This is a genomic window from Sphingomonas sp. LT1P40 (assembly GCF_036663835.1).
Taxonomy (GTDB): Bacteria; Pseudomonadota; Alphaproteobacteria; order Sphingomonadales; family Sphingomonadaceae; genus Sphingomonas.
Map to the genome: position 1 here is coordinate 1,982,042 of NZ_JAXOJT010000001.1, position 19,885 is coordinate 2,001,926.

A 19,885-nucleotide genomic window follows, 5' to 3' on the forward strand; every position below is an offset into this window, starting at 1 on the left:
TTACGCAGCGACCTTGGCGACGAATTCGCCCGCGCTGTTCTTTAATGTTCCCAATTGCCCGTCGAGCGCGGCAAAGCCCTGCCCGACCCGGTCGATTTCGCTGGCGACGGTTTCGGTATCCTCGCGGATCGCGCCGATCGTCGCCGACATCGAATCGGCGGCGAGCGCGGTCTCGTCGACCGCCGCCGTGATTGCGGTCACGGTCTGTGCCTGAACCTCCATCGCAATGCGGATGCGGTCTGCGCTGGCCTGAACCTCCCGCACGGTGTCGCGGATCGATGCGTTGGTATCCACCGTCCCCTTGGTCGCGGACTGGATCGCCGCGATCTTGGCGGCGATATCGTCGGTTGCGCGTGCGGTTTGGTTGGCGAGGCTCTTCACCTCCTGTGCCACCACCGCGAACCCGCGTCCGGCATCGCCCGCCCGCGCCGCCTCGATCGTCGCGTTCAGCGCCAGCAAATTGGTCTGTCCGGCGATGTCGCGGATCAGGCCCAGGATCGATTCGATCGACTTGGCATGATCGCTCAGCATCTCGCTCATCACCACCGCCTCGCTCGCCTGGCTCGACGCGCGCGTCGCAATCCCGGCGGCGGCTTCGACCTCGGTCCGGGCATCCTCGATCGCGCGGATCAGCCCGGCGGCGGTGTGCGCCGCCTCGCGCATCGCAACCGCACTCTGCTCGGCCGCTGCGGCGACTTCGCTCGCCTTGCCCAGCATGCCGCGGGCGGCTGCCGACGTATGCGCCGCCTGTGCACGCAATGCCTGGCCTTCGCTCGATGCCTGTTCGACCGACCGGCCGATCGACTCGCGGAACTCACCCGACAGCCGGTCCCGCGCCACCTGGGCGCTATGTTCGCGGTACAGATTATAGATTTCGACGGTGATATCGCTTTCCAGCGCGGACAGCCGCATCAACGTGTCGATCAGCGCGGGCAGCCGTGGCTCGCCCGCCTCGACCCGGCGCACCAGCACCTCAAGCGCGGCCCGGTCGCTGGCGTTGATCATCGACAGCAATGCCATCGGCTCGACGTCGGCGGCATAGGCGGCGGCGATCGACCGCTCGATCGATTCGACCCAGGCCCGCCCGCGCGTGTCGAGGAAACGATTGCGCAGGAACACCACGCCGACATCGATCATCTTCTGCGTGTCGTCGGTCGCCCAATTGCGCTCGTCGGCGAAGCAGCGCAGCCATTGCTGCCAATAGGCCTCGGAAATCGCGCGAATCTCGGGTTCCAGCATCGTCCACACATCGCGGCTCAACCGGTCGAGCGATCCGTCGAAGTCGAAGATGCGCAGCCGTGCCGCGATATCGATCCTTGCGCTCATCGTACCCGCAACGGGCATATCCTTGGGCGTCGCCGCTCGCGTCACGTATAAAGTCCCCCTGTGCGGTGAAGCGCCCGCGCGATCCACCTCAGCCTCACGCTACCGGGACAGGTATTAAGAGTGCGTTAGCCAGTGCCGATCCACTTGCATCGTGTGCCCACCTGTCTCATTAGGCCCGCAAACCGTCAGGGGAACCACATTGGCCACGGCCCGCAACACCGATCGTCCGCTCTCGCCGCACCTTCAGGTGTGGAAATGGGGGCCGCACATGCTCGTCTCGATCCTTCACCGCGTCACCGGCAGCGGGATGGCGACCGTCGGTGCCGCCATATTCCTGTGGTGGCTGGGCGCGCTGGCGGCGGGCGAGACGGCCTATGCCGGGTTCCTCGACCTGCTGACGGTCGAAAGCGGCGCACCCAATATCGCCGGCTATATCCTCGGCATTGGCCTGACGCTCAGCTTCTTCCAGCACATGATGACCGGCATCCGCCATTTCTTCCTGGATGCGGGCGCGGGTTACGAGCTGGAAACCAACAAGCGCTTCGCGGTGCTGACGATGGTGGTCTCGGTGCTGCTCACGGCGGCGTTGTGGGGCTATATCACTTATGGCGACCTGATCGCGCCGGCTGCGACGCCAGCGCCGATCGCGGTGGAGAAGAAATAATGGGCGACGGAACCAGCATCGGCCGCGTGCGCGGCCTGGGCGCGGCGCATGAGGGCACGCACCACTGGGTGACTCAACGGCTGACGGCGGGGTCCAACTTGGCACTCATGCTTTGGCTGGTGGTCAGCCTCGTTCGCCTGCCGGACCTTGGCTATGAGACGGTTCAGGCGTGGCTGTCGGCGCCGATCGCCGCCGTTCCGATGATCCTGCTGGTCATCAGCGTGTTCACCCATTTGCGCCTCGGCCTGCAAGTGGTGATCGAGGATTATCAGCATGACGAGACCCGCGTCGTGCTGATGACGCTGGTGAATTTCTTCGCCATCGCGGCAGCGGTCTTTGCCATCTTCTCGATCCTCAAGATCGCGTTCACCGTGACCACCGGAGCCGCCGCCTGATGACCACAAGTTCTTCTGGCGCCTACAAGATCATCGACCACAGCTATGATGCCGTGGTCGTGGGCGCGGGCGGTTCGGGCCTGCGTGCGACGATGGGTTGCGCCGAGGCCGGTCTGAAGACCGCGTGCATCACCAAAGTGTTCCCGACGCGCAGCCACACCGTGGCGGCACAGGGCGGCATCGCCGCCTCGCTCGGCAACAATTCGCCGGATCACTGGACCTGGCACATGTTCGACACCGTCAAGGGATCGGACTGGCTCGGCGACCAAGACGCGATCGAATATATGGTGCGCGAAGCGCCCGCCGCCGTGATCGAGCTCGAACATGCCGGCGTGCCGTTCAGCCGCAACGACAATGGCACGATCTATCAGCGCCCGTTCGGCGGCCATATGCAGAATATGGGCGAAGGCCCCCCGGTCCAGCGCACCTGCGCCGCCGCCGACCGCACCGGCCACGCGATGCTCCACGCGCTCTATCAACAGAGCCTGAAGTATGACGCCGACTTCTATGTCGAGTATTTTGCGCTCGATCTCATCATGGAAAATGGTGCCTGCCGGGGCGTGATCGCGCTGTGCATGGAGGATGGCAGCATCCACCGTTTCCGCAGCCATTCGGTGGTGCTCGCCACCGGCGGCGGCGGTCGCGTGTACCAGTCGGCGACCAGCGCCCACACCTGCACCGGCGACGGTAACGGCATGGTGCTGCGCGCGGGACTGGCATTGCAGGACATGGAGTTCGTCCAGTTCCACCCCACCGGCATCTACGGCGCAGGCGTGCTGATTACCGAGGGTGCGCGCGGCGAAGGCGGCTATCTCACCAACTCCGAAGGTGAGCGCTTCATGGAGCGCTACGCCCCGTCGGCCAAGGATCTGGCGTCACGCGACGTCGTCGCCCGCTCGATGGCGGCGGAAATGCGCGAGGGGCGCGGCGTCGGCAAGGACGGCGATTACATCTATCTCCACCTCGACCATATCGACCCGAAGGTGCTGGCCGAGCGCCTGCCCGGCATCACCGAGACCGGCAAGATCTTCGCGGGCGTCGACCTGACGCGCCAGCCGCTGCCGGTCACGCCGACCGTTCATTACAATATGGGCGGCATCCCGACCAATTATCATGGCGAAGTCGTGCAGTTGCGCGATGGCAACCCGGATTCGGTCGTCCCCGGCCTGTTCGCGGTCGGCGAAGCGGCATGCGTGTCGGTCCACGGTGCCAACCGGCTCGGCTCGAACAGCCTGATCGACCTGGTCGTATTCGGCCGTGCCACCGGCCTGCGCCTCAAAGAGACGCTCAAGCCCGGCACGCCGCACAATCCGCTGCCCAAGGGGTCGGAGGAATTCGCCCTGACCCGCCTCGACCATTTCCGCAACGCCAAGGGCGCAACGCCCACTGCGCAAATCCGTGCGGACATGCAAAAGACGATGCAGAAGCACTGCGCCGTGTTCCGCGACACCGCGCTGCTGGCCGAAGGCGCGACGAAGATGGATGCGATCTATCAGAGTTTCCAGGATGTCCAGGTCACCGACCGCTCGCTGATCTGGAACACCGATCTGGTCGAAACGCTGGAACTCGACAATCTGATCGGTCAGGCCGTCGTGACGATCAAGGGCGCCGAAAACCGCAAGGAATCACGCGGCGCACACATGCACGAGGATTTCCCGGACCGCGACGACGCCAACTGGATGCAGCACACCACCGCGACGTTCGACGGCTGGGGCGGCAAGGGCGGCGGCGTATCGTTGGGCTTCCGCCCGGTGCATGATTACACGCTCACGGACGACGTGGAGTATATCAAGCCGAAGAAGCGGGTTTATTGAGGCATGGCCCGACCAAGACGCGCTTGGTTGGTTTATGAGAGAGGTTGGCAGCACGAGTGGACGGGGCGCGTTTATCCCTTGCTTGTGATTGACCCGCGACGGTCAGTTGAGCGGGTGCAAGCCTCCGTCCAAGACTTGTGGAACGCGACTGGTTTATCGACCGCCGAGAAGGTAGTTTTCTCCACTCGCACACGATCAACGCCTTATCTCGCTACTGTCATCAACCAGCGAGGAATTGGTTCGGTAATCACTTGCGGGCACGATCCCTATCTCGAAGCGAGGATTTGGATTTTAGAAGATATTGCCGACGACGGTACAATTGCTGTGAGGCCGCCAGCTACAGCGAATCCGTCAGCGACATCCTAGCGAGGGCTTGAGACCTTAGGCCCAGTCTATCCCGCCCACGTCCATCCGCCTGTGAACGATACGTGAGATGACCACCGCTTCATCAATCACGCGGTAATAGATGCTATGCTCACCGGATCGCCACTTGCGCAAACCCGGCGACACATCGGACCGATCGCTTTCCGTTTCCGGCAGTTCCGCGATCCGGTCCAGCGCATCGGCGATCGCGCCGAGATATAGCTGCGACTGCGCCTGGCCCCAACGCGCGTCTGTGTAGTCGGCAATCGTACGCAAATCCTTATGCGCCTCCGGTCGAATATCGATCCGGCGTTTCAAGCGCTCGGATACCGGTCTGCGATCCACGCCCGCATGTCGAACGGTGTCGCCGGGCCGCTTTCATCCCCCACGCGAATTGCCTCACGCAACGCGGCCAGTTTCTGCTCCTCGCTCTCCAGTAATCGCAGACCCGCGCGGATAACCTCACTCGCGGAGCCATAGCGTCCCGACTCGACCTGCTCGGCGGTGAACGCCGTAAAATGCTCGCCGAGTGCAACGGAGGTGTTCTTGCTAGCCATGCCTAATGTTACCAAAATCTGGTAACGGTCGCAAATCCCTTAATGCTTGACGTGCCTCCCCCCACCGCCCCACCTTCCGCACACATCACCGGGGGAATCAATGCGCCGTTCGCTGCTTCCATTCGCCGCGATTCTCACGCTCCTCCCGGCGTCGGCGCAGCAACAGCCCTATACCCCGCCCAAACACACCGCCCCCGCCCCGCCCGGCATCGCGCGCTCCACACCGGAGGAGGTCGCGCAGCAGGCCGATGGCGGCACCCAGATCGAGCGGGACCGCCCGGTCCGCCACGCCCTCGCCGAACATCGCCGCCTGACCAGAGCGCTCGCCACCCTCGCCCCACAGCGCAAGGGGATTGTCGATGCCTATGTCCTGTCGGTCGCGCTCGACAGCGACCCCGTATTCGGGCGGGAGGCGCGCGAGGCCGCCAAGGTTCTCGCCCGCCGCTACGACGCCGCCGGCCGCACGCTCACCCTCGGCGGCACCGACGGCTCCGCCCCCAGCCCGTTGCCGATGGGTTCGCCCGTCAATTTCGAGGCCGCACTCGCCCGCATCGCCGAAGTCATGGACCCCAAGGAGGACGTGCTCGTCCTCTACACCACCAGCCACGGCGCGCCGTTCGGCATCGTCTATAATGACGGCAATGAAGGGTTCGGCGCGATTTCGCCCAATCGCCTTGCCCGCATCCTCGACGATCTCGGCATCCATCGCCGTCTGCTCATCGTCAGCGCGTGCTATTCGGGCGTGTTCGTCCCCGTCCTGTCCGGCCCGGAAACCGCGATCGTCAGCGCTGCGGGGTCCGACCGCTCGTCTTTCGGCTGCATGGCGGAGAATGACTGGACCTTTTTCGGCGATGCGCTCATCAACCGCGCGCTGCGAAAGCCCCAGCCGCTCGAAAAAGCCACCAACGAAGCCGTCGCGCTGATCGACGGGTGGGAGAAACAGGGCAATCTCACACCCTCGCTCCCCCAGCAAAGTTTCGGGGTATCCGTGGAAAACTGGCTCAAGCCACTGGAGGCGCGCATGCCCAAGGCTGCGACGCAGCCGGTCGGCAAACCCTCGATCGACAGCCTTGGCGCGTTGCAACGCTGACGGAACCTCCGCGCCATCGGCGGGTTGCCGCGCACATGACCGAAACGACTCACAACAGCATCCGCTACCCGCTGCTCGCCCGCCCGCACGTCCATCTGTCGGGTACCGTCGATCACGCCATGTACGACAGCTTCCGCAAACAGCTCGCCGCCGCGCCGCACGACGGCAGTTTGGTCGTGGCAATCTGCACGCTGGGCGGCGATCCCGAAATCGCGCGACTGATGGGCGACGAAATCCGCCTGATCCGCGAGTTCGAGGGGCGCGAAATCCTGTTCCTGGGCAAGGTCGCGGTCTATTCCGCCGGGGCGACCTTCATGGCGCACTTCCCGATCGACAAACGCTTCCTGACCCGCGGCACCCGCATCATGATCCACGAGCGCAACCTCACCTCCGACATCCATCTTGCCGGCCCGCTCAAATCGCTGACCTCCAGCCTGAAGGCGAAGCTGCACGAGATCGAGGAGTCGGTGCGGATCGAGGAAGAAGGCTTCCGCGACCTGATCGCCGGATCCAAAATCACCTTTGACGAGGTACAGCAGCGCGCCTCGTCCAACTGGTATATCGAGGCGGACGAGGCCCGCGAACTGGGCCTCGTCCTCGACGTTATCTAGAGCGAAAGCCCGCCATCGATATCGATCCGCGCGCCCGTGATGAACGATGCCTCATCACTGGCGAGGAATGCGACCAGCGCGGCGACCTCGTCACCCCGGCCATAACGGCCCAGCGCGATCTGCGACGTGAACAGCTTTGCCATATCGCCATCCGCCGGGTTCATGTCGGTGTCGATCGGCCCCGGCTGCACCGTGTTGACTAGGATGCCGCGCGGCGCCAGGTCGCGCGCCCATCCACCGACCAGTTGCGCCACCGCCGCCTTGGTCGCGTTATAAACCGCGAACCCTTGGGCCGGCGTAAAGTGTGAGGAGATACTGCCGATTACGATGATCCGCCCGCCATCGCTGATCCGCGGCACCGCCGCCAGCGTGCCGGCGAACACGCCATCGACATTGGTGCCGAACTGGTGCCGAAAATTCTCGATCGTGTCCTCGCCGATCGGCTTCACGTCCGCGACCCCGGCATTGTGGACCAGAATATCCAACCCGCCCAGCGCGTCGATTGCCGCCGCGACCCCGGCCTGTTGCGCATCGACATCGGCGGCGTTCGCCTGAACCCGGTAACCGCGCCCACCCGCCGCCTCGATCGCCGCGACCGTCGCGTCCGCTGCCTCACGATTGGCAGCATAGGTAATTGCGACGTCCGCACCCTCCGCCGCCAGCCGCTTTGCGATCGCAGCGCCAATGCCGCGCGAGCCGCCGGTCACCAGAGCGCGTTTGCCGTTTAATCCATAAGTCATGTCGAAATCCGTGAATTGCGCCGGATCCTGTCCGGCCCACCGTCAATTGGGGAGGCCACAAATATAGTTCAATAATCCCGAACTATTAAACTTACGGCCGTGTTCCTATATGCCTTTCGTGGCACGCTTTTCTCATCCCCGGCTCGACGATGTCCCGCTGACCGCCGTGCTACATGCACTGGGCGACCCCGTGCGGCTGGGCATCGTCGCGCGGCTTGCAATGGGTGCGGCGATGAACTGCACCACCGCCTGTCCCGGCGAAGCAGTGCCCAAAAGCACCTTGTCCAACCATCTGCGCATCCTGCGCGAGGCGGGCCTTATCGAAACGGTGCAGAGCGGCCGCGACGGGCTGAACAGCCTGCGCCGCGAAGCATTCGACGCGCGTTTTCCCGGCTTGCTCGACAGCGTGCTGGCCCAGCAATGCGGCGGCGCGCGCCCTGCCTGATTGCTGCTTCTGTTTGCAGCAGCCCCCGCCCTTATGTATCTGACCGGCAAACGGGAGCGGGTCGTCGCTCCGCTGGAACTGATACGGGGTTGAAGATGGCCGATTTCGTCCTGCCGAAGAACAGCAAGATCAAGAAGGGCAAGACCCATCCGGCCCCGGCGGGTGCAAAGCGTGCGCGCACCTTCACCATCTATCGCTACGACCCCGATTCGGGCCAGAACCCGCGCTACGACAATTTCACGATCGATTTGGACGATTGCGGGCCGATGGTCCTCGACGCCCTTATCAAGATCAAGTCGGAGATCGACCCCAGCCTGACCTTCCGCCGTTCGTGCCGTGAGGGGATTTGCGGGTCGTGCTCGATGAACATGGACGGCAAGAACGGCCTCGCCTGCACCACCGCGATCGAGGATATGAGGGGCGCGATCCGCATCACGCCATTGCCCGCGATGGACGTTATCAAGGATCTGGTCCCCGATTTCACCCATTTCTACGCGCAATACTCCTCGATCCAGCCCTGGCTGAAAACCGTCAGCCCGCCGCCGTCGGGCAAGGAACGGCTGCAATCGCCCGAGGATCGCGCGAAGCTTGACGGGATGTACGAATGCATCCTGTGCGCGTGCTGCTCGACCAGCTGCCCCAGTTACTGGTGGAACAGCGACCGTTTCCTTGGCCCCGCAATCCTGTTGCAGGCCTATCGCTGGCTGGCGGACAGCCGCGACGAGATGACCGGTGAGCGGCTCGACGAGCTGGAAGACCCGTTCCGGCTCTATCGCTGCCACACCATCATGAACTGTGCGAACGTTTGTCCGAAAGGGCTAAGCCCGGCCAAGGCGATCGCGGAGATCAAGAAGATGGAAGCCGAACGGATTGTCTGAAACGACGACCGAAACGCATTTCAGCTATGGCGACGATCCGGATCTGTCCGGCTGGAAACGCTGGGCGCTGCGTGACGATACGCGCTTCAATGCGTTTCTGGGGGCGATCCATACCCGGCTCGACGGCGACCGCGCGCTGGTCCGCATGGTGCCGGAGCGGCGGCATTCCAACCTTGCCGATTCGATGCATGGCGGTGCGTTGCTGGGCTTCATGGATGCCGCGTTGTTCGCCGCCGCGCGCACCTTTGGCGTGTTGACCGCAGGGGCGGCGGTCACGCTCGACCTGTCGGCGCAGTTCATCGGCACCTCCACCATCGGTCAGCCGGTCATCGCCGAAGTCGAATTGCTGCGGGAGACGGGCCGCATGCTGTTCCTGCGTGGGCTGGTGAAGCAGGACGATAATGTGCTCGCCAGCTTCTCCGGCACGGTGCGCAAGAACACGACCAAATGACCCAGGTCCTCGCCCGCTACGACGCGCTGGTCGCCGGGGGCGAGCTGCGCCGTGACCCGGATCAGGCCGCCGCCGCGCACCGGCTCGACCAGCTTGCCCGCGAACTGGAACAGGGGCCACGCAAGGGCAGCGTGCTGTGGCGGCTGACCAACCGCACGCCCGCCGCCCCCACCGGCATCTATCTGTGGGGCGGGGTCGGGCGCGGCAAATCGATGCTGATGGATTTGTTCTTCGGCGCGGTGAAGATCGACCGCAAACGCCGCGTCCATTTCCACGAATTCATGATCGAAGTTCACGCGGCGCTGGCGGTGGAGCGCAAGAAGGAAGCGGGCGACCCGATCCCACCGGTCGCCAAAGCGCTTAGCGAAAATCTGCGCCTGCTTGCGTTCGACGAGATGGTCATCAACAACGCCGCCGACGCGATGATCCTCTCGCGCCTGTTCACCGCAATGATGGAACATGGTCTGACGGTCGTCGCTACGTCGAACCGTCCGCCGGACGATCTCTACAAGGACGGGCTGCAACGCGACAGTTTCCTGCCGTTCATTGCGCTGTTGAAGGACAAGCTCGACATCCTGCCCTTGAACGGCCCGGTCGACTACCGCCGCGACCGGCTCGGCGACATGACCACCTGGCTGGTCCCCAACAGCCCCGCCAACACCGCCGCGCTCTCCGCCGCCTTCTTCCGCCTCACCGATTATCCACCCGAAGACCGCGAGCATGTGCCCGAGGAGGATTTGCCGGTACAGGGCCGCACGCTCCACGTTCCCAAGTCGCTGAAGGGTGTCGCTGTCTTCTCGTTCAAGCGACTGTGCGGCGAGGCGCGCGGCGCGGCGGATTACCTCGCCATCGCGCGGCGCTATCACACCGTCATCATCGTCGGCATCCCCCGCCTCGGCCCCGAAAACCGCAACGAAGCCGCGCGCTTCGTCACCCTGATCGACGCGCTCTACGAGCATAAGGTCAAGCTGCTGGCGATGGCCGATGCCGCACCGATCGACCTCTATGCAGCGGGCGACGGCAAGTTCGAATTCGAGCGCACGGTTTCACGGCTGATGGAAATGCAGTCGGAGGACTATCTGGCGCTGGGGCATGGCCACGAGGCTTGAACGACCAAGTCGCTTCACACCCCATCGTCATCCCGGCCTTGAGCCGGGATCCCGCTTCTTCGACGGCACCCATAAGCGGGACCCCGGCTCAAGGCCGGGGCGACGAGAGATAAGCCAATCACCCTCATTATTGCAACTAATTCGCAACCGCAAAGATTTCCTTGACAGCGCCAATTCGACGGTTGCCGCGCCTTGCCAAACGGCCTAAGGCGCGGGCCGTTCCCCTGCGGCCCGCATGACTTTACCGCGCCGCCCAACGATAATTTCCAGGGAGGTTATAGTGGCCCGCAAGAAGATCGCACTCATCGGCGCAGGCAATATCGGCGGCACGCTCGCTCATCTCGCCGCGCTCAAGGGGCTTGGCGACATCGTCCTGTTCGACGTGGTCGAGGGCGTTCCGCAGGGCAAGGCGCTCGACCTTAGCCAGTGCTCACCCGTAGAGGGTTTCGACGCCACGATCACCGGCACCAACGATTATGCCGACATTGCGGGCGCGGACGTCATCATCGTCACTGCCGGTGTCGCGCGCAAGCCGGGCATGAGCCGCGACGACCTGCTGGGCATCAATCTGAAGGTCATGAAGGCTGTCGGCGAGGGCATCGCCGCCAACGCGCCGGACGCCTTCGTCATCTGCATCACCAATCCGCTCGACGCGATGGTGTGGGCGCTGCGCGAATTTTCCGGCCTGCCGCACCAGAAGGTCGTCGGCATGGCCGGCGTGCTGGACTCCAGCCGTTTCAGCCACTTCCTGGCGGACGAGTTCAAGGTTTCGGTCAAGGACGTCACCTCGTTCGTCCTCGGCGGTCACGGCGACACGATGGTCCCGGTCATCGAATATTCGACCGTCAGTGGTATCCCCGTCCCCGACCTGATCGAAATGGGCTTTTCGACGCAGGAGCGCATCGACGCGATCGTTCAGCGCACCCGTTCGGGCGGCGGTGAGATCGTCGCGCTGCTCAAGACCGGCTCGGCCTATTACGCCCCCGCCACCAGCGGCATCGCGATGGCCGAAGCCTATCTGTATGACCAGAAGCGAGTCATCCCTGCGGCTGCACATTTGACCGGCCAATATGGCATCGACGACCTTTACGTGGGCGTCCCCGTCATCATCGGCGCGGGCGGCGTCGAAAAGGTGGTCGAAATCAAGTTGAACGACGAGGCCAAAGCCAACCTCGCCGTCTCGGTCGACGCGGTCAAGGAACTGCTGGTTGCGTGCAAGGCCATCGACAGCTCGCTGGGCTGATCCCGCTCCGGTGGCGACACCGGGCATCGTGGAGACGACATGATCCTCGCCGCACTTCTTCTGCAAGCCACAGCAACCGCGCCGTCCCCGGACGCGCAGTTACTGGCGCGCTTTGTGGAAGGGTGCGACCGCGTCGGCCAATATAATGCCAGCGCGAACATGGCGACCGTCACCGGCTGGGGCATGGCGGGCTTTCCGCCCGAATATCGGATGTCGGACGCGCGGGTTCGGCGGATCGTGGCGGCGCTGAAGCAGGAAGCAGGCACCGACAGCAAGCTGTCGATCGCGCCGTTCATGCGCACCGACGGGCCGCGCACGATCTACATGCTGCTTACGACCCAAAGCTATGGCGGCAATTCGGCCAAGCCAAACCGGTGCATCCTGCTCGACCTCGACGCCCGCACCCCGCTCGATCCCGCGCTGCTCGCTCGCGCAATCGGATCGAAGCCCGACAAGGTCGAAGGTCGCGGGGCGACTGCGCGGCGCTACTGGGCGCATAGCTGGAAGCCGGGCATATGGGCGGAGGCGCGCTTCATCGCGCCGCGTTCGCGCGAAGCCCGCACGCTTGGCTATAGCGGACGGATTTTGACCGCATTTTCACGGAGTGGCGGATGAACCGGCCCGGCCTTCTGCTCGCGCTCGCGCTGTTGACCCCGTCGGCTGCGGTGGCATCGCCGTTGCTCGATGCCTTCAAGGCAGCCTGCTACGACGTCCGCAACTTCGACGGCGTCGGGAAGGCGGCGGTTGCTGCGGGCTGGACGGAGGTCGCTGAAGCGCAGGCCGACCCTCGCATAGCAAAAATCGTCATGCTGGGCCGCGACGCGGTGAAGAAGGAAGAGCCGGACTCGACGATGACCGGCCAGACCTTTCGCCAGCGTTTCGACGGGCGCGATGTCTATCTCGTCACCAGCCGCTTCGTCGCCAAGGAAGGCTATTGGGGTAATGGCTGTCGCGCTTATGACCTCGACGCCCCTGCCGCACCGGCGCGCGAAACGCTCGACAGCTGGGTTGGCAAGCCGCCGACCGGCACCTCGGCCGCTGGCAACGCGACCAAGCGATTGTGGGAGCCGTGGAAAGACGGCGTCACGCTCGAAATCACCTATGTGCCGCGCGACAATCCGCTCGGCACCGCATACGGCATCCAGGGCCTCGTCCTGGTCTCGCAATCAATCGGAGGGTTCTGAATGTCGATTCTGATCGACCGCAATACACGGGTCATCACACAGGGGATGACCGGTGAAACCGGCACCTTCCACACGCAACAGGCGCTGGCTTATGGCACCCAGATGGTCGGCGGCGTGACCCCGGGCAAGGGCGGCAGCGAGCATATCGGCCTGCCGGTGTTCAACACCGTCGACGAAGCCGTGCGCGTAACCGGCGCGACCGCCAGCGTGATCTATGTCCCGCCGCCCTTCGCCGCCGACTCGATCCTGGAGGCGATCGACGCCCAAGTCCCGCTGATCGTCGCCATCACCGAGGGCATTCCGGTGCTCGACATGGTCAAGGTCAAGCGCGCGCTGTCCGGCTCCAAGTCGCGCCTGATCGGCCCGAACTGCCCCGGCGTACTGACTCCCGGAGAGTGCAAGATCGGCATCATGCCCGGCAGCATCTTCTCCAAGGGTTCGGTCGGCGTTGTAAGCCGCTCCGGCACGCTTACCTATGAAGCCGTGTTCCAGACCACCAACGCAGGGCTTGGCCAGACCACCGCCGTCGGCATCGGCGGCGATCCGGTCAACGGCACCAACTTCATCGACGTGCTCGAACTGTTCCTGGCTGACGACGCGACCCAGTCGATCATCATGATTGGCGAAATCGGCGGCGACGCCGAGGAGCAGGCCGCCCAGTTCCTGATCGACGAAGCCAAGCGCGGTCGCAAGAAGCCGATGGCCGGTTTCATCGCTGGCCGCACGGCGCCTCCGGGCCGCCGCATGGGCCATGCCGGTGCGATCGTGTCAGGCGGCAAGGGCGATGCAGAGAGCAAGATCGCGGCGATGGAGGCAGCGGGCATCCGCGTCTCGCAATCGCCGAGCGAGCTTGGCTCGACGCTGGTCGAGGTGTTGAAGGGCTGATTTCAGCCGTCACCCCAGCGCAAGCTGGGGTCTCCAGCCGCGAGCGCGACGCTGGAGGCGAAAGACCCCAGCTTGCGCTGGGGTGACGAGGAAAGAAGAGAAGCAATGGGCATCGAGAGCCTGGATTTCGCTGAGATCGCCGGTGGCGTAAGCCCGGCGTTCGTCGAGACGCTGTACGCCAAGTGGAAGGCCGATCCCGCATCGGTCGAATCCGGCTGGCGCGAGTGGTTCGACGGCCTCGAAGGCACCGTCTCCGGCCCCAGCTGGGCGAACCCGGCCTGGCCGCTCAGCGACACCGACGCGCTGACCGCCGCGCTCGACCCCACGCAGATGGAGCCCGCGCCGAAGCCCGCGAAGCCGGGTGCCGCGCCCGCCGCTGCCCCCGCCGCTTCCGGCGCGGACATCGCGCGCGCCGCGAACGATTCGATCCGCGCGATGCTGCTCATCCGCACCTATCGCGTGCGCGGCCATCTGGCCGCCAACCTCGATCCGCTCGGGCTGTCGAAGCAGGAACTGCCCGCCGACCTGACACCCGAATATCACGGCTTCACCGACGCCGATCTCGACCGCCCGATCTATCTTGGCGGCACGCTTGGCCTCGAAAAGGGCAGCGTGCGTGAGATCGTCACGATCCTGCGCCGCAATTATTGCGGCAATGTCGGCCTTGAATATATGCACATCGCCGATGTGGAGGAACGCCGCTTCCTTCAGGACCGGATGGAAGGCAAGGACAAGGCGATCGAGTTCAGCCCCGAGGGCAAAAAGGCTATCCTGAGCAAGGTGATCGAGGCCGAACAGTGGGAACGCTTCTGCGGCCGCAAATATGTCGGCACGAAGCGTTTCGGCCTCGACGGCGGCGAATCGATGATCCCGGCGATGGAAGCCATCATCAAGTACGGCGGCGCGATGGGTGTGCGAGAGATCGTCTATGGCATGGCGCATCGCGGCCGCCTCAACATGCTCGCAACGGTGATGTCGAAGCCGTACAAGGTGATCTTCCACGAATTCGCGGGCGGCTCCGCCAACCCCGACGATATCGGCGGGTCGGGCGATGTGAAGTACCATCTCGGCACCAGCACCGATCGTGAGTTCGACGGCATCAGCGTGCACATGTCGCTGGTCGCCAACCCCTCGCATCTCGAGGCCGCCGACCCCGTCGTCCTCGGCAAGGTGCGCGCGCAACAGACCAACCGCAACGATCTGGAAAAGCATGAGCAGGTCTTGCCCGTGCTGCTGCACGGCGACGCCGCGTTTGCCGGTCAGGGTATCGTGTGGGAGTGCCTCGGCTTCTCCGGCATCCGCGGTTACAATACCGGCGGTTGCGTCCACTTCATCATCAACAATCAGGTGGGCTTCACTACTTCGCCGCAATTCGCGCGCTCGTCGCCATATCCGTCCGACGTGGCGAAGGGCGTCATGGCCCCCGTCTTCCACGTCAATGGCGACGATCCCGAAGCCGTGACCTTCGCCTGCAAGATGGCGATCGAGTACCGTCAGCGCTTCCACCGCGATGTCGTCATCGACATGTGGTGCTATCGCCGCTTCGGCCATAATGAGGGCGACGAGCCTTCGTTCACGCAGCCGTTGATGTACGCCAAGATCAAGGGCCATCCCGGCGTCAGCGAAATCTACGCCAAACGGCTGGTGGCAGAGGGCGTGATCGACGACGGGTTTGCCGCCAGCCACGTCGCCGAGTTTACCGCGCACCTCGAAGAGGAATTCGCGGCGGGCGCGACGTACAAGGCGAACAAGGCCGACTGGTTTGGTGGGCGCTGGACCGGACTTGGCGCGCCGCTCGACCCCGAAACCGCGCGCCGCAACATCGAAACCGGCATCGACAAGAAACTGTTCGACAGCCTCGGCCGCACGCTGACCAGCGTTCCCGCCGACCTGACCGTTCACAAGACGCTGAACCGCGTGCTGGATGCCAAGGCGGCGATGTTCAAATCGGGCGAGAATTTCGACTGGGCGACCGGCGAGGCACTGGCATTCGGCGCGTTGCTGTCCGAAGGCTATGGCGTCCGCCTGTCGGGCCAGGATTCGGGCCGCGGCACGTTCAGCCAGCGCCACGCGGTGTGGGTCGATCAGACGACCGAGCGCAAATATGTGCCGCTGGGCGAAATCCCGCATGGCCGGTTCGAGGTGCTGGATTCACCGCTCTCCGAATATGGCGTGCTCGGCTTCGAGTACGGCTATGCGCTGGCCGACCCCAAAAGCCTCGTCCTGTGGGAGGCGCAGTTCGGCGATTTCGTCAACGGCGCACAGATCATGATCGACCAGTTCATCTCGTCGGGCGAAGCCAAATGGCTGCGGGCCAACGGCCTGGTGATGCTGTTGCCGCACGGCTATGAAGGTCAGGGTCCGGAGCATTCGTCCGCGCGCCCCGAACGCTTCCTGCAAAGCTGCGCAGGGGACAATATGCAGGTCGCCAACTGCACCACCCCGGCCAATTATTTCCACCTGTTGCGCCGCCAGATGCACCGCAATTTCCGCAAGCCCCTCGTCATCATGACGCCGAAATCGCTGCTGCGGCACAAGATGGCGGTATCGAGCGCGGCGGAGTTTCAGGGCGACACGCATTTCATGCGTATCCTGTCCGACCCGTCCGCGCCAAAGGACAAGGACGTCAAGCGTTTGGTGCTGTGTACCGGCAAGGTCGCATACGACCTGATCGAAGCACGCAACGCGGCGGGCGACACGGATACCGCGATCGTCCGCATCGAACAGCTCTACCCCTTCCCGGGCGAGCCATTGGTCAATCGCCTGAAGCGCATGACCAATGTCGAAGAGGTGGTGTGGGCACAGGAAGAGCCGAAAAACGGCGGCTACTGGTTCTTCGTCGAATCCTTTATCGAGGGCTGCATGGCCGAAGCGGGCATCAAGCCACAGCGTCCACGCTATGCCGGTCGCACCGCATCGGCATCGCCCGCGACCGGTCTGATGAAACGCCATCAGGCCGAACAGGGCGCACTCGTCGCTGATGCGTTGGGCCATAATGTGCGCGAGGAAATCCGCCGCGCACGCAAGACCGAAGATCAAAAGACCGCTGGCAAGGCCGGCGCATAAATCCTGACCCCCAGGAAGGATATGAATATGGCTACTGAAATCCTCGTCCCCGTACTGGGCGAATCAATCACCGAAGCGACCCTGGGCGAATGGCTCAAGCAGCCAGGCGACGCCGTTGCCGCCGACGAACCGGTCGCCAGCCTTGAGACCGACAAGGTCACGGTCGAAGTCGGCGCGCCCGCCGCGGGCGTCATGGGAGCTCATGCCGTGAAGGTCGGCGACACCGTCAATGTCGGCGCGATGATCGGCACGATCGACGCGGGCAGCGGCGCTGCCGCCGCGCCGGCTCCTGCCGCCGCCGCGCCTGCTGCTGAAGCGCCTGCTGCTGAAGCGCCTGCTGCTGAAGCGCCTGCTGCTCCCGCCGCTCCGGCACAACAGGCACCCGCCGAACCTGCCGCAAATGTCGAGGCCGCTGCGCTGTCGCCATCGGTCCGCCGCGCGATCCTGGAGCATGGCGTCGATCCCGCGACGATCACCGGCTCGGGCCGCGACGGCCGCATCACCAAGGACGATGTCGTCGCCGCCGCTTCGGCCAAACCCACCGCCGCACCCGCCGCCGCGCCTGCCCCTGCCGCCGCACCCGCAACCACCGGCGACCGCAAGGAAGAGCGCGTCCGCATGACCCGCCTGCGCCAGACCGTGGCCAAGCGGCTCAAGGACGCACAGAACACCGCCGCCCTCCTCACCACCTTCAACGATGTCGACATGACCGCCGTCATCGAGGCGCGGACCAAATACAAGGACCTGTTCGAGAAGAAGCACGGCGTGCGCCTCGGCTTCATGGGCTTCTTCGTGAAGGCCGCATGCATGGCGCTGAAGGACATTCCCGGCGTCAACGCGCAGATCGACGGTGAGGAAATCGTCTATCACGATTATGCCGACATCTCGGTCGCGGTCAGCGCGCCCCAAGGCCTGGTCGTCCCGGTCATCCGCGACGCCGACCGCATGAGCGTCGCGCAGATCGAAAAGACCATCGGCGACTTCGGCAAGCGCGCCAAGGACGGCACGCTGAAGATGGAAGAAATGAAGGGCGGCACCTTCACCATCTCCAACGGCGGCGTGTTCGGTTCGCTGCTCTCCACCCCCATCATCAACCCGCCGCAGAGCGCCGTCCTCGGCCTCCACCGCATCGAGGACCGCGCCGTCGTCCGCGATGGCCAGATCGTCATCCGCCCGATGATGTATTTGGCGCTGTCCTATGACCACCGCATGGTTGATGGCCGCGAGGCAGTGACGTTCCTGGTGGCGCTCAAGAACGCGATCGAGGATCCGACGCGGTTGTTGATCGATCTGTAAGGAGATGAAGCGGGTTGCCACCACGCCAGCAGAAATGGCGACAATGATTGAGCAAGCAGTGAGCGTGCTGCCCGACTCTGTCATGAAGCTTGATGCGGAAGGATGGCCCATCCCGCCTTGGAGTGCGCTTCCGATGATTAAGCGGCGCTCGATCGGATGGCGAATGGGGCTAGGCGAGGACTATATGGCAGAGTTCTGCGATTGGTTTCGGACACTAACCAACGATGAAAACGAACGGTACGTCACTAGATATCCTGAACCTACGGAATGGTCAGGATTCTATTCGACCATGACCGAAGATTGATACGGCAAGGAAGTACCGATGGCTGAATACGACTTCGACGTCCTCGTGATCGGTTCCGGGCCCGGCGGCTATGTCGCCGCGATCCGCGCGGCGCAGCTTGGCCTGAAAACCGGGTGCGTCGAGGGGCGTGAGACGCTGGGCGGCACGTGCCTCAATGTCGGCTGCATCCCATCCAAGGCGCTGCTCCACGCATCCGAACTGTTCGAGGAAGCCGCATCCGGCGCGCTCGCCAAGCTGGGCGTCAAGACCGGCGAAGTCAGCCTCGACCTCGACGCCATGCACGCGCAGCGGCTCGATGCGGTCAAGGGCCTGACCGGCGGCATCGAATTCCTGTTCAAGAAGAACAAGGTCGAATGGCTTAAGGGCTATGCCGCGTTCACCGGCAAGGACAGCGTCAAGGTCGGAGACCGTGAAGTCCGCGCCAAGAACATCGTCATCGCCACCGGCTCGTCCGTCACGCCCCTCCCCGGCGTTGAAATCGACCAGCAGGTCGTCGTCGACTCCACCGGCGCGCTCGAACTGGCGAAAGTGCCCGACCATCTCGTCGTGATCGGCGGCGGCGTGATCGGCCTCGAACTCGGCAGCGTATGGCGTCGCGTCGGCGCCAAGGTCACCGTCGTCGAATATCTCGACCAGATCCTCCCCGGCTTCGACGGCGACGTGCGAAAGGAAGCGCAAAAGCTTTTCAAGAAGCAGGGCATCGAGTTCAAGACCGGCACCAAGGTAACCGGCGTCATCGTCAGCGGCGGCAAGGCGACCGTGACCGTCGAACCCGCCAAGGGTGGCGATGCCGAAACGATCGAGGCCGACAACGTCCTCGTCGCGATCGGACGCAAGCCCAATACCGATGGCCTCAACCTCGAAGCCGCTGGCCTGTCGGTCAATGCGCGCGGCCAGATCGAGATCGACCATGATTTCGCCACCTCGGTTCCCGGCGTCTGGGCAATCGGCGACGTCGTCCCCGGCCCGATGCTGGCGCACAAGGCGGAAGATGAAGGCATTGCGGTCGCGGAAAACATCGCAGGCCTGACCGGCATCGTGAACCACGATCTGATCCCCAGCGTCGTCTACACCATGCCCGAAATCGCCGGTGTCGGCCTGACTGAGGAAACCGCCAAAGAACGCGGCGAGATCAAAGTCGGCAAATTCCCGATGGCGGGCAACAGCCGCGCCAAGACCAACCACATGACCGACGGCTTCGTGAAGATCATCGCCGATGCCAAGACCGACCGCGTCCTCGGCGTATGGATCATCACCAGCGTCGCGGGCACGATGATCGCGCAGGCGACGCAGGCAATGGAATTCGGCGCGACGTCGGAGGACATCGCCTATACCTGCCACGCCCACCCGACGCACAGCGAGGCGATCAAGGAAGCGGCGATGGCGGTGACCGGGAAACCGATCCACATCTGACAAAGGTGCCCGCATCACTCTTGCGAACCCCTTCGGCGTGTTATAGCATCG

21 protein-coding genes are annotated in these 19,885 nt (G+C 64.2%); 17 read left to right on the top strand and 4 right to left on the bottom strand.

The features are described 5' to 3' along the window. Positions 1–1,326, bottom strand: a complete 1,326-nt coding sequence (locus U1702_RS09900) for a methyl-accepting chemotaxis protein (RefSeq protein ID WP_332723917.1) — start codon at positions 1,324–1,326, stop codon at positions 1–3. Positions 1,327–1,525: 199 nt separating this feature from the next. On the opposite strand from U1702_RS09900, the gene sdhC reads away from it, so the two are divergent. From sdhC to sdhA, 3 genes are read left to right on the top strand one after another with little or no spacing between them, the layout of a single operon-like run. Further along, a complete protein-coding gene (gene sdhC, locus U1702_RS09905) occupies positions 1,526–1,990 on the top strand; it encodes a succinate dehydrogenase, cytochrome b556 subunit (protein WP_332723919.1) in 465 nt (154 codons plus the stop codon). Further along, entirely contained in the window at positions 1,990–2,385 is a 396-nt protein-coding gene (gene sdhD / locus U1702_RS09910; RefSeq protein WP_332723921.1) for a succinate dehydrogenase, hydrophobic membrane anchor protein, read from the top strand. Before sdhC ends, sdhD begins: the two co-directional genes overlap by 1 nt. Next, positions 2,385–4,199 (top strand): succinate dehydrogenase flavoprotein subunit, encoded by a 1,815-nt coding sequence (gene sdhA / locus U1702_RS09915; RefSeq protein ID WP_332723922.1) that lies wholly within the window; start codon positions 2,385–2,387, stop codon positions 4,197–4,199. Before sdhD ends, sdhA begins: the two co-directional genes overlap by 1 nt. 381 nt (positions 4,200–4,580) lie before the next feature. On the opposite strand, the gene U1702_RS09920 is transcribed toward sdhA, so the two are convergent. Together U1702_RS09920 and U1702_RS09925 are read right to left on the bottom strand one after the other, a co-directional pair. Then, positions 4,581–4,880: a type II toxin-antitoxin system RelE/ParE family toxin gene (locus U1702_RS09920; RefSeq protein ID WP_332723924.1), complete on the bottom strand. Its 300-nt coding sequence runs from the start codon at positions 4,878–4,880 to the stop codon at positions 4,581–4,583. Continuing rightward, complete coding sequence (locus U1702_RS09925) at positions 4,877–5,119, bottom strand: type II toxin-antitoxin system ParD family antitoxin (protein ID WP_332723926.1); 243 nt, start codon at positions 5,117–5,119, stop codon at positions 4,877–4,879. Before U1702_RS09925 ends, U1702_RS09920 begins: the two co-directional genes overlap by 4 nt. 100 nt (positions 5,120–5,219) lie before the next feature. Here U1702_RS09925 and U1702_RS09930 point away from each other — a divergent pair, with 100 nt between their 5' ends. Together U1702_RS09930 and U1702_RS09935 are read left to right on the top strand one after the other, a co-directional pair. Continuing rightward, positions 5,220–6,209 carry a C13 family peptidase gene (locus U1702_RS09930; RefSeq protein ID WP_332723928.1) on the top strand — a complete coding sequence of 330 codons (990 nt, stop codon included), beginning with the start codon at positions 5,220–5,222 and terminating at the stop codon, positions 6,207–6,209. 35 nt (positions 6,210–6,244) lie between these two features. Then, a complete protein-coding gene (locus U1702_RS09935) occupies positions 6,245–6,820 on the top strand; it encodes an ATP-dependent Clp protease proteolytic subunit (RefSeq protein WP_332723930.1) in 576 nt (191 codons plus the stop codon). On the opposite strand, the gene U1702_RS09940 is transcribed toward U1702_RS09935, so the two are convergent. Beyond that, positions 6,817–7,560, bottom strand: coding sequence for an SDR family NAD(P)-dependent oxidoreductase (locus U1702_RS09940; RefSeq protein WP_332723932.1), 744 nt, complete (start codon positions 7,558–7,560; stop codon positions 6,817–6,819). The genes U1702_RS09935 and U1702_RS09940 overlap by 4 nt on opposite strands. Positions 7,561–7,669: 109 nt before the next feature. Between U1702_RS09940 and U1702_RS09945 the strand changes: the two genes are divergently transcribed. From U1702_RS09945 to lpdA, 12 genes are all read left to right on the top strand, one after another. Continuing rightward, positions 7,670–8,005, top strand: coding sequence for an ArsR/SmtB family transcription factor (locus tag U1702_RS09945; protein ID WP_332723934.1), 336 nt, complete (start codon positions 7,670–7,672; stop codon positions 8,003–8,005). 95 nt (positions 8,006–8,100) lie between these two features. Then, positions 8,101–8,883 (top strand): succinate dehydrogenase iron-sulfur subunit, encoded by a 783-nt coding sequence (locus U1702_RS09950; protein WP_332723936.1) that lies wholly within the window; start codon positions 8,101–8,103, stop codon positions 8,881–8,883. Next, positions 8,876–9,334, top strand: a complete 459-nt coding sequence (locus tag U1702_RS09955; RefSeq protein ID WP_332723938.1) for a PaaI family thioesterase — start codon at positions 8,876–8,878, stop codon at positions 9,332–9,334. Before U1702_RS09950 ends, U1702_RS09955 begins: the two co-directional genes overlap by 8 nt. Continuing rightward, positions 9,331–10,443 (top strand): cell division protein ZapE, encoded by a 1,113-nt coding sequence (gene zapE / locus U1702_RS09960; RefSeq protein WP_332723940.1) that lies wholly within the window; start codon positions 9,331–9,333, stop codon positions 10,441–10,443. The genes U1702_RS09955 and zapE overlap by 4 nt, the downstream gene beginning before the upstream one ends. Before the next feature lie 280 nt (positions 10,444–10,723). Further along, complete coding sequence (mdh, locus tag U1702_RS09965) at positions 10,724–11,686, top strand: malate dehydrogenase (RefSeq protein ID WP_332723942.1); 963 nt, start codon at positions 10,724–10,726, stop codon at positions 11,684–11,686. Between the two features lie 39 nt (positions 11,687–11,725). Continuing rightward, a complete protein-coding gene (locus U1702_RS09970; protein WP_332723944.1) occupies positions 11,726–12,301 on the top strand; it encodes a hypothetical protein in 576 nt (191 codons plus the stop codon). After that, positions 12,298–12,870, top strand: a complete 573-nt coding sequence (locus U1702_RS09975) for a hypothetical protein (RefSeq protein ID WP_332723946.1) — start codon at positions 12,298–12,300, stop codon at positions 12,868–12,870. Before U1702_RS09970 ends, U1702_RS09975 begins: the two co-directional genes overlap by 4 nt. Next, positions 12,871–13,755, top strand: a complete 885-nt coding sequence (gene sucD, locus U1702_RS09980; protein WP_332723948.1) for a succinate--CoA ligase subunit alpha — start codon at positions 12,871–12,873, stop codon at positions 13,753–13,755. It begins immediately after the preceding gene. A gap of 105 nt (positions 13,756–13,860) precedes the next feature. Next, entirely contained in the window at positions 13,861–16,821 is a 2,961-nt protein-coding gene (locus U1702_RS09985) for a 2-oxoglutarate dehydrogenase E1 component (RefSeq protein ID WP_332723950.1), read from the top strand. Positions 16,822–16,848: 27 nt separating this feature from the next. Beyond that, positions 16,849–18,117, top strand: a complete 1,269-nt coding sequence (gene odhB, locus U1702_RS09990; protein ID WP_332723952.1) for a 2-oxoglutarate dehydrogenase complex dihydrolipoyllysine-residue succinyltransferase — start codon at positions 16,849–16,851, stop codon at positions 18,115–18,117. A gap of 4 nt (positions 18,118–18,121) precedes the next feature. Beyond that, on the top strand, positions 18,122–18,421 hold the full coding sequence (locus U1702_RS09995) for a hypothetical protein (RefSeq protein ID WP_332723954.1): 300 nt from the start codon (positions 18,122–18,124) through the stop codon (positions 18,419–18,421). Positions 18,422–18,439: 18 nt separating this feature from the next. After that, entirely contained in the window at positions 18,440–19,834 is a 1,395-nt protein-coding gene (lpdA, locus tag U1702_RS10000) for a dihydrolipoyl dehydrogenase (RefSeq protein WP_332723957.1), read from the top strand. Positions 19,835–19,885: the final 51 nt, after the last annotated feature.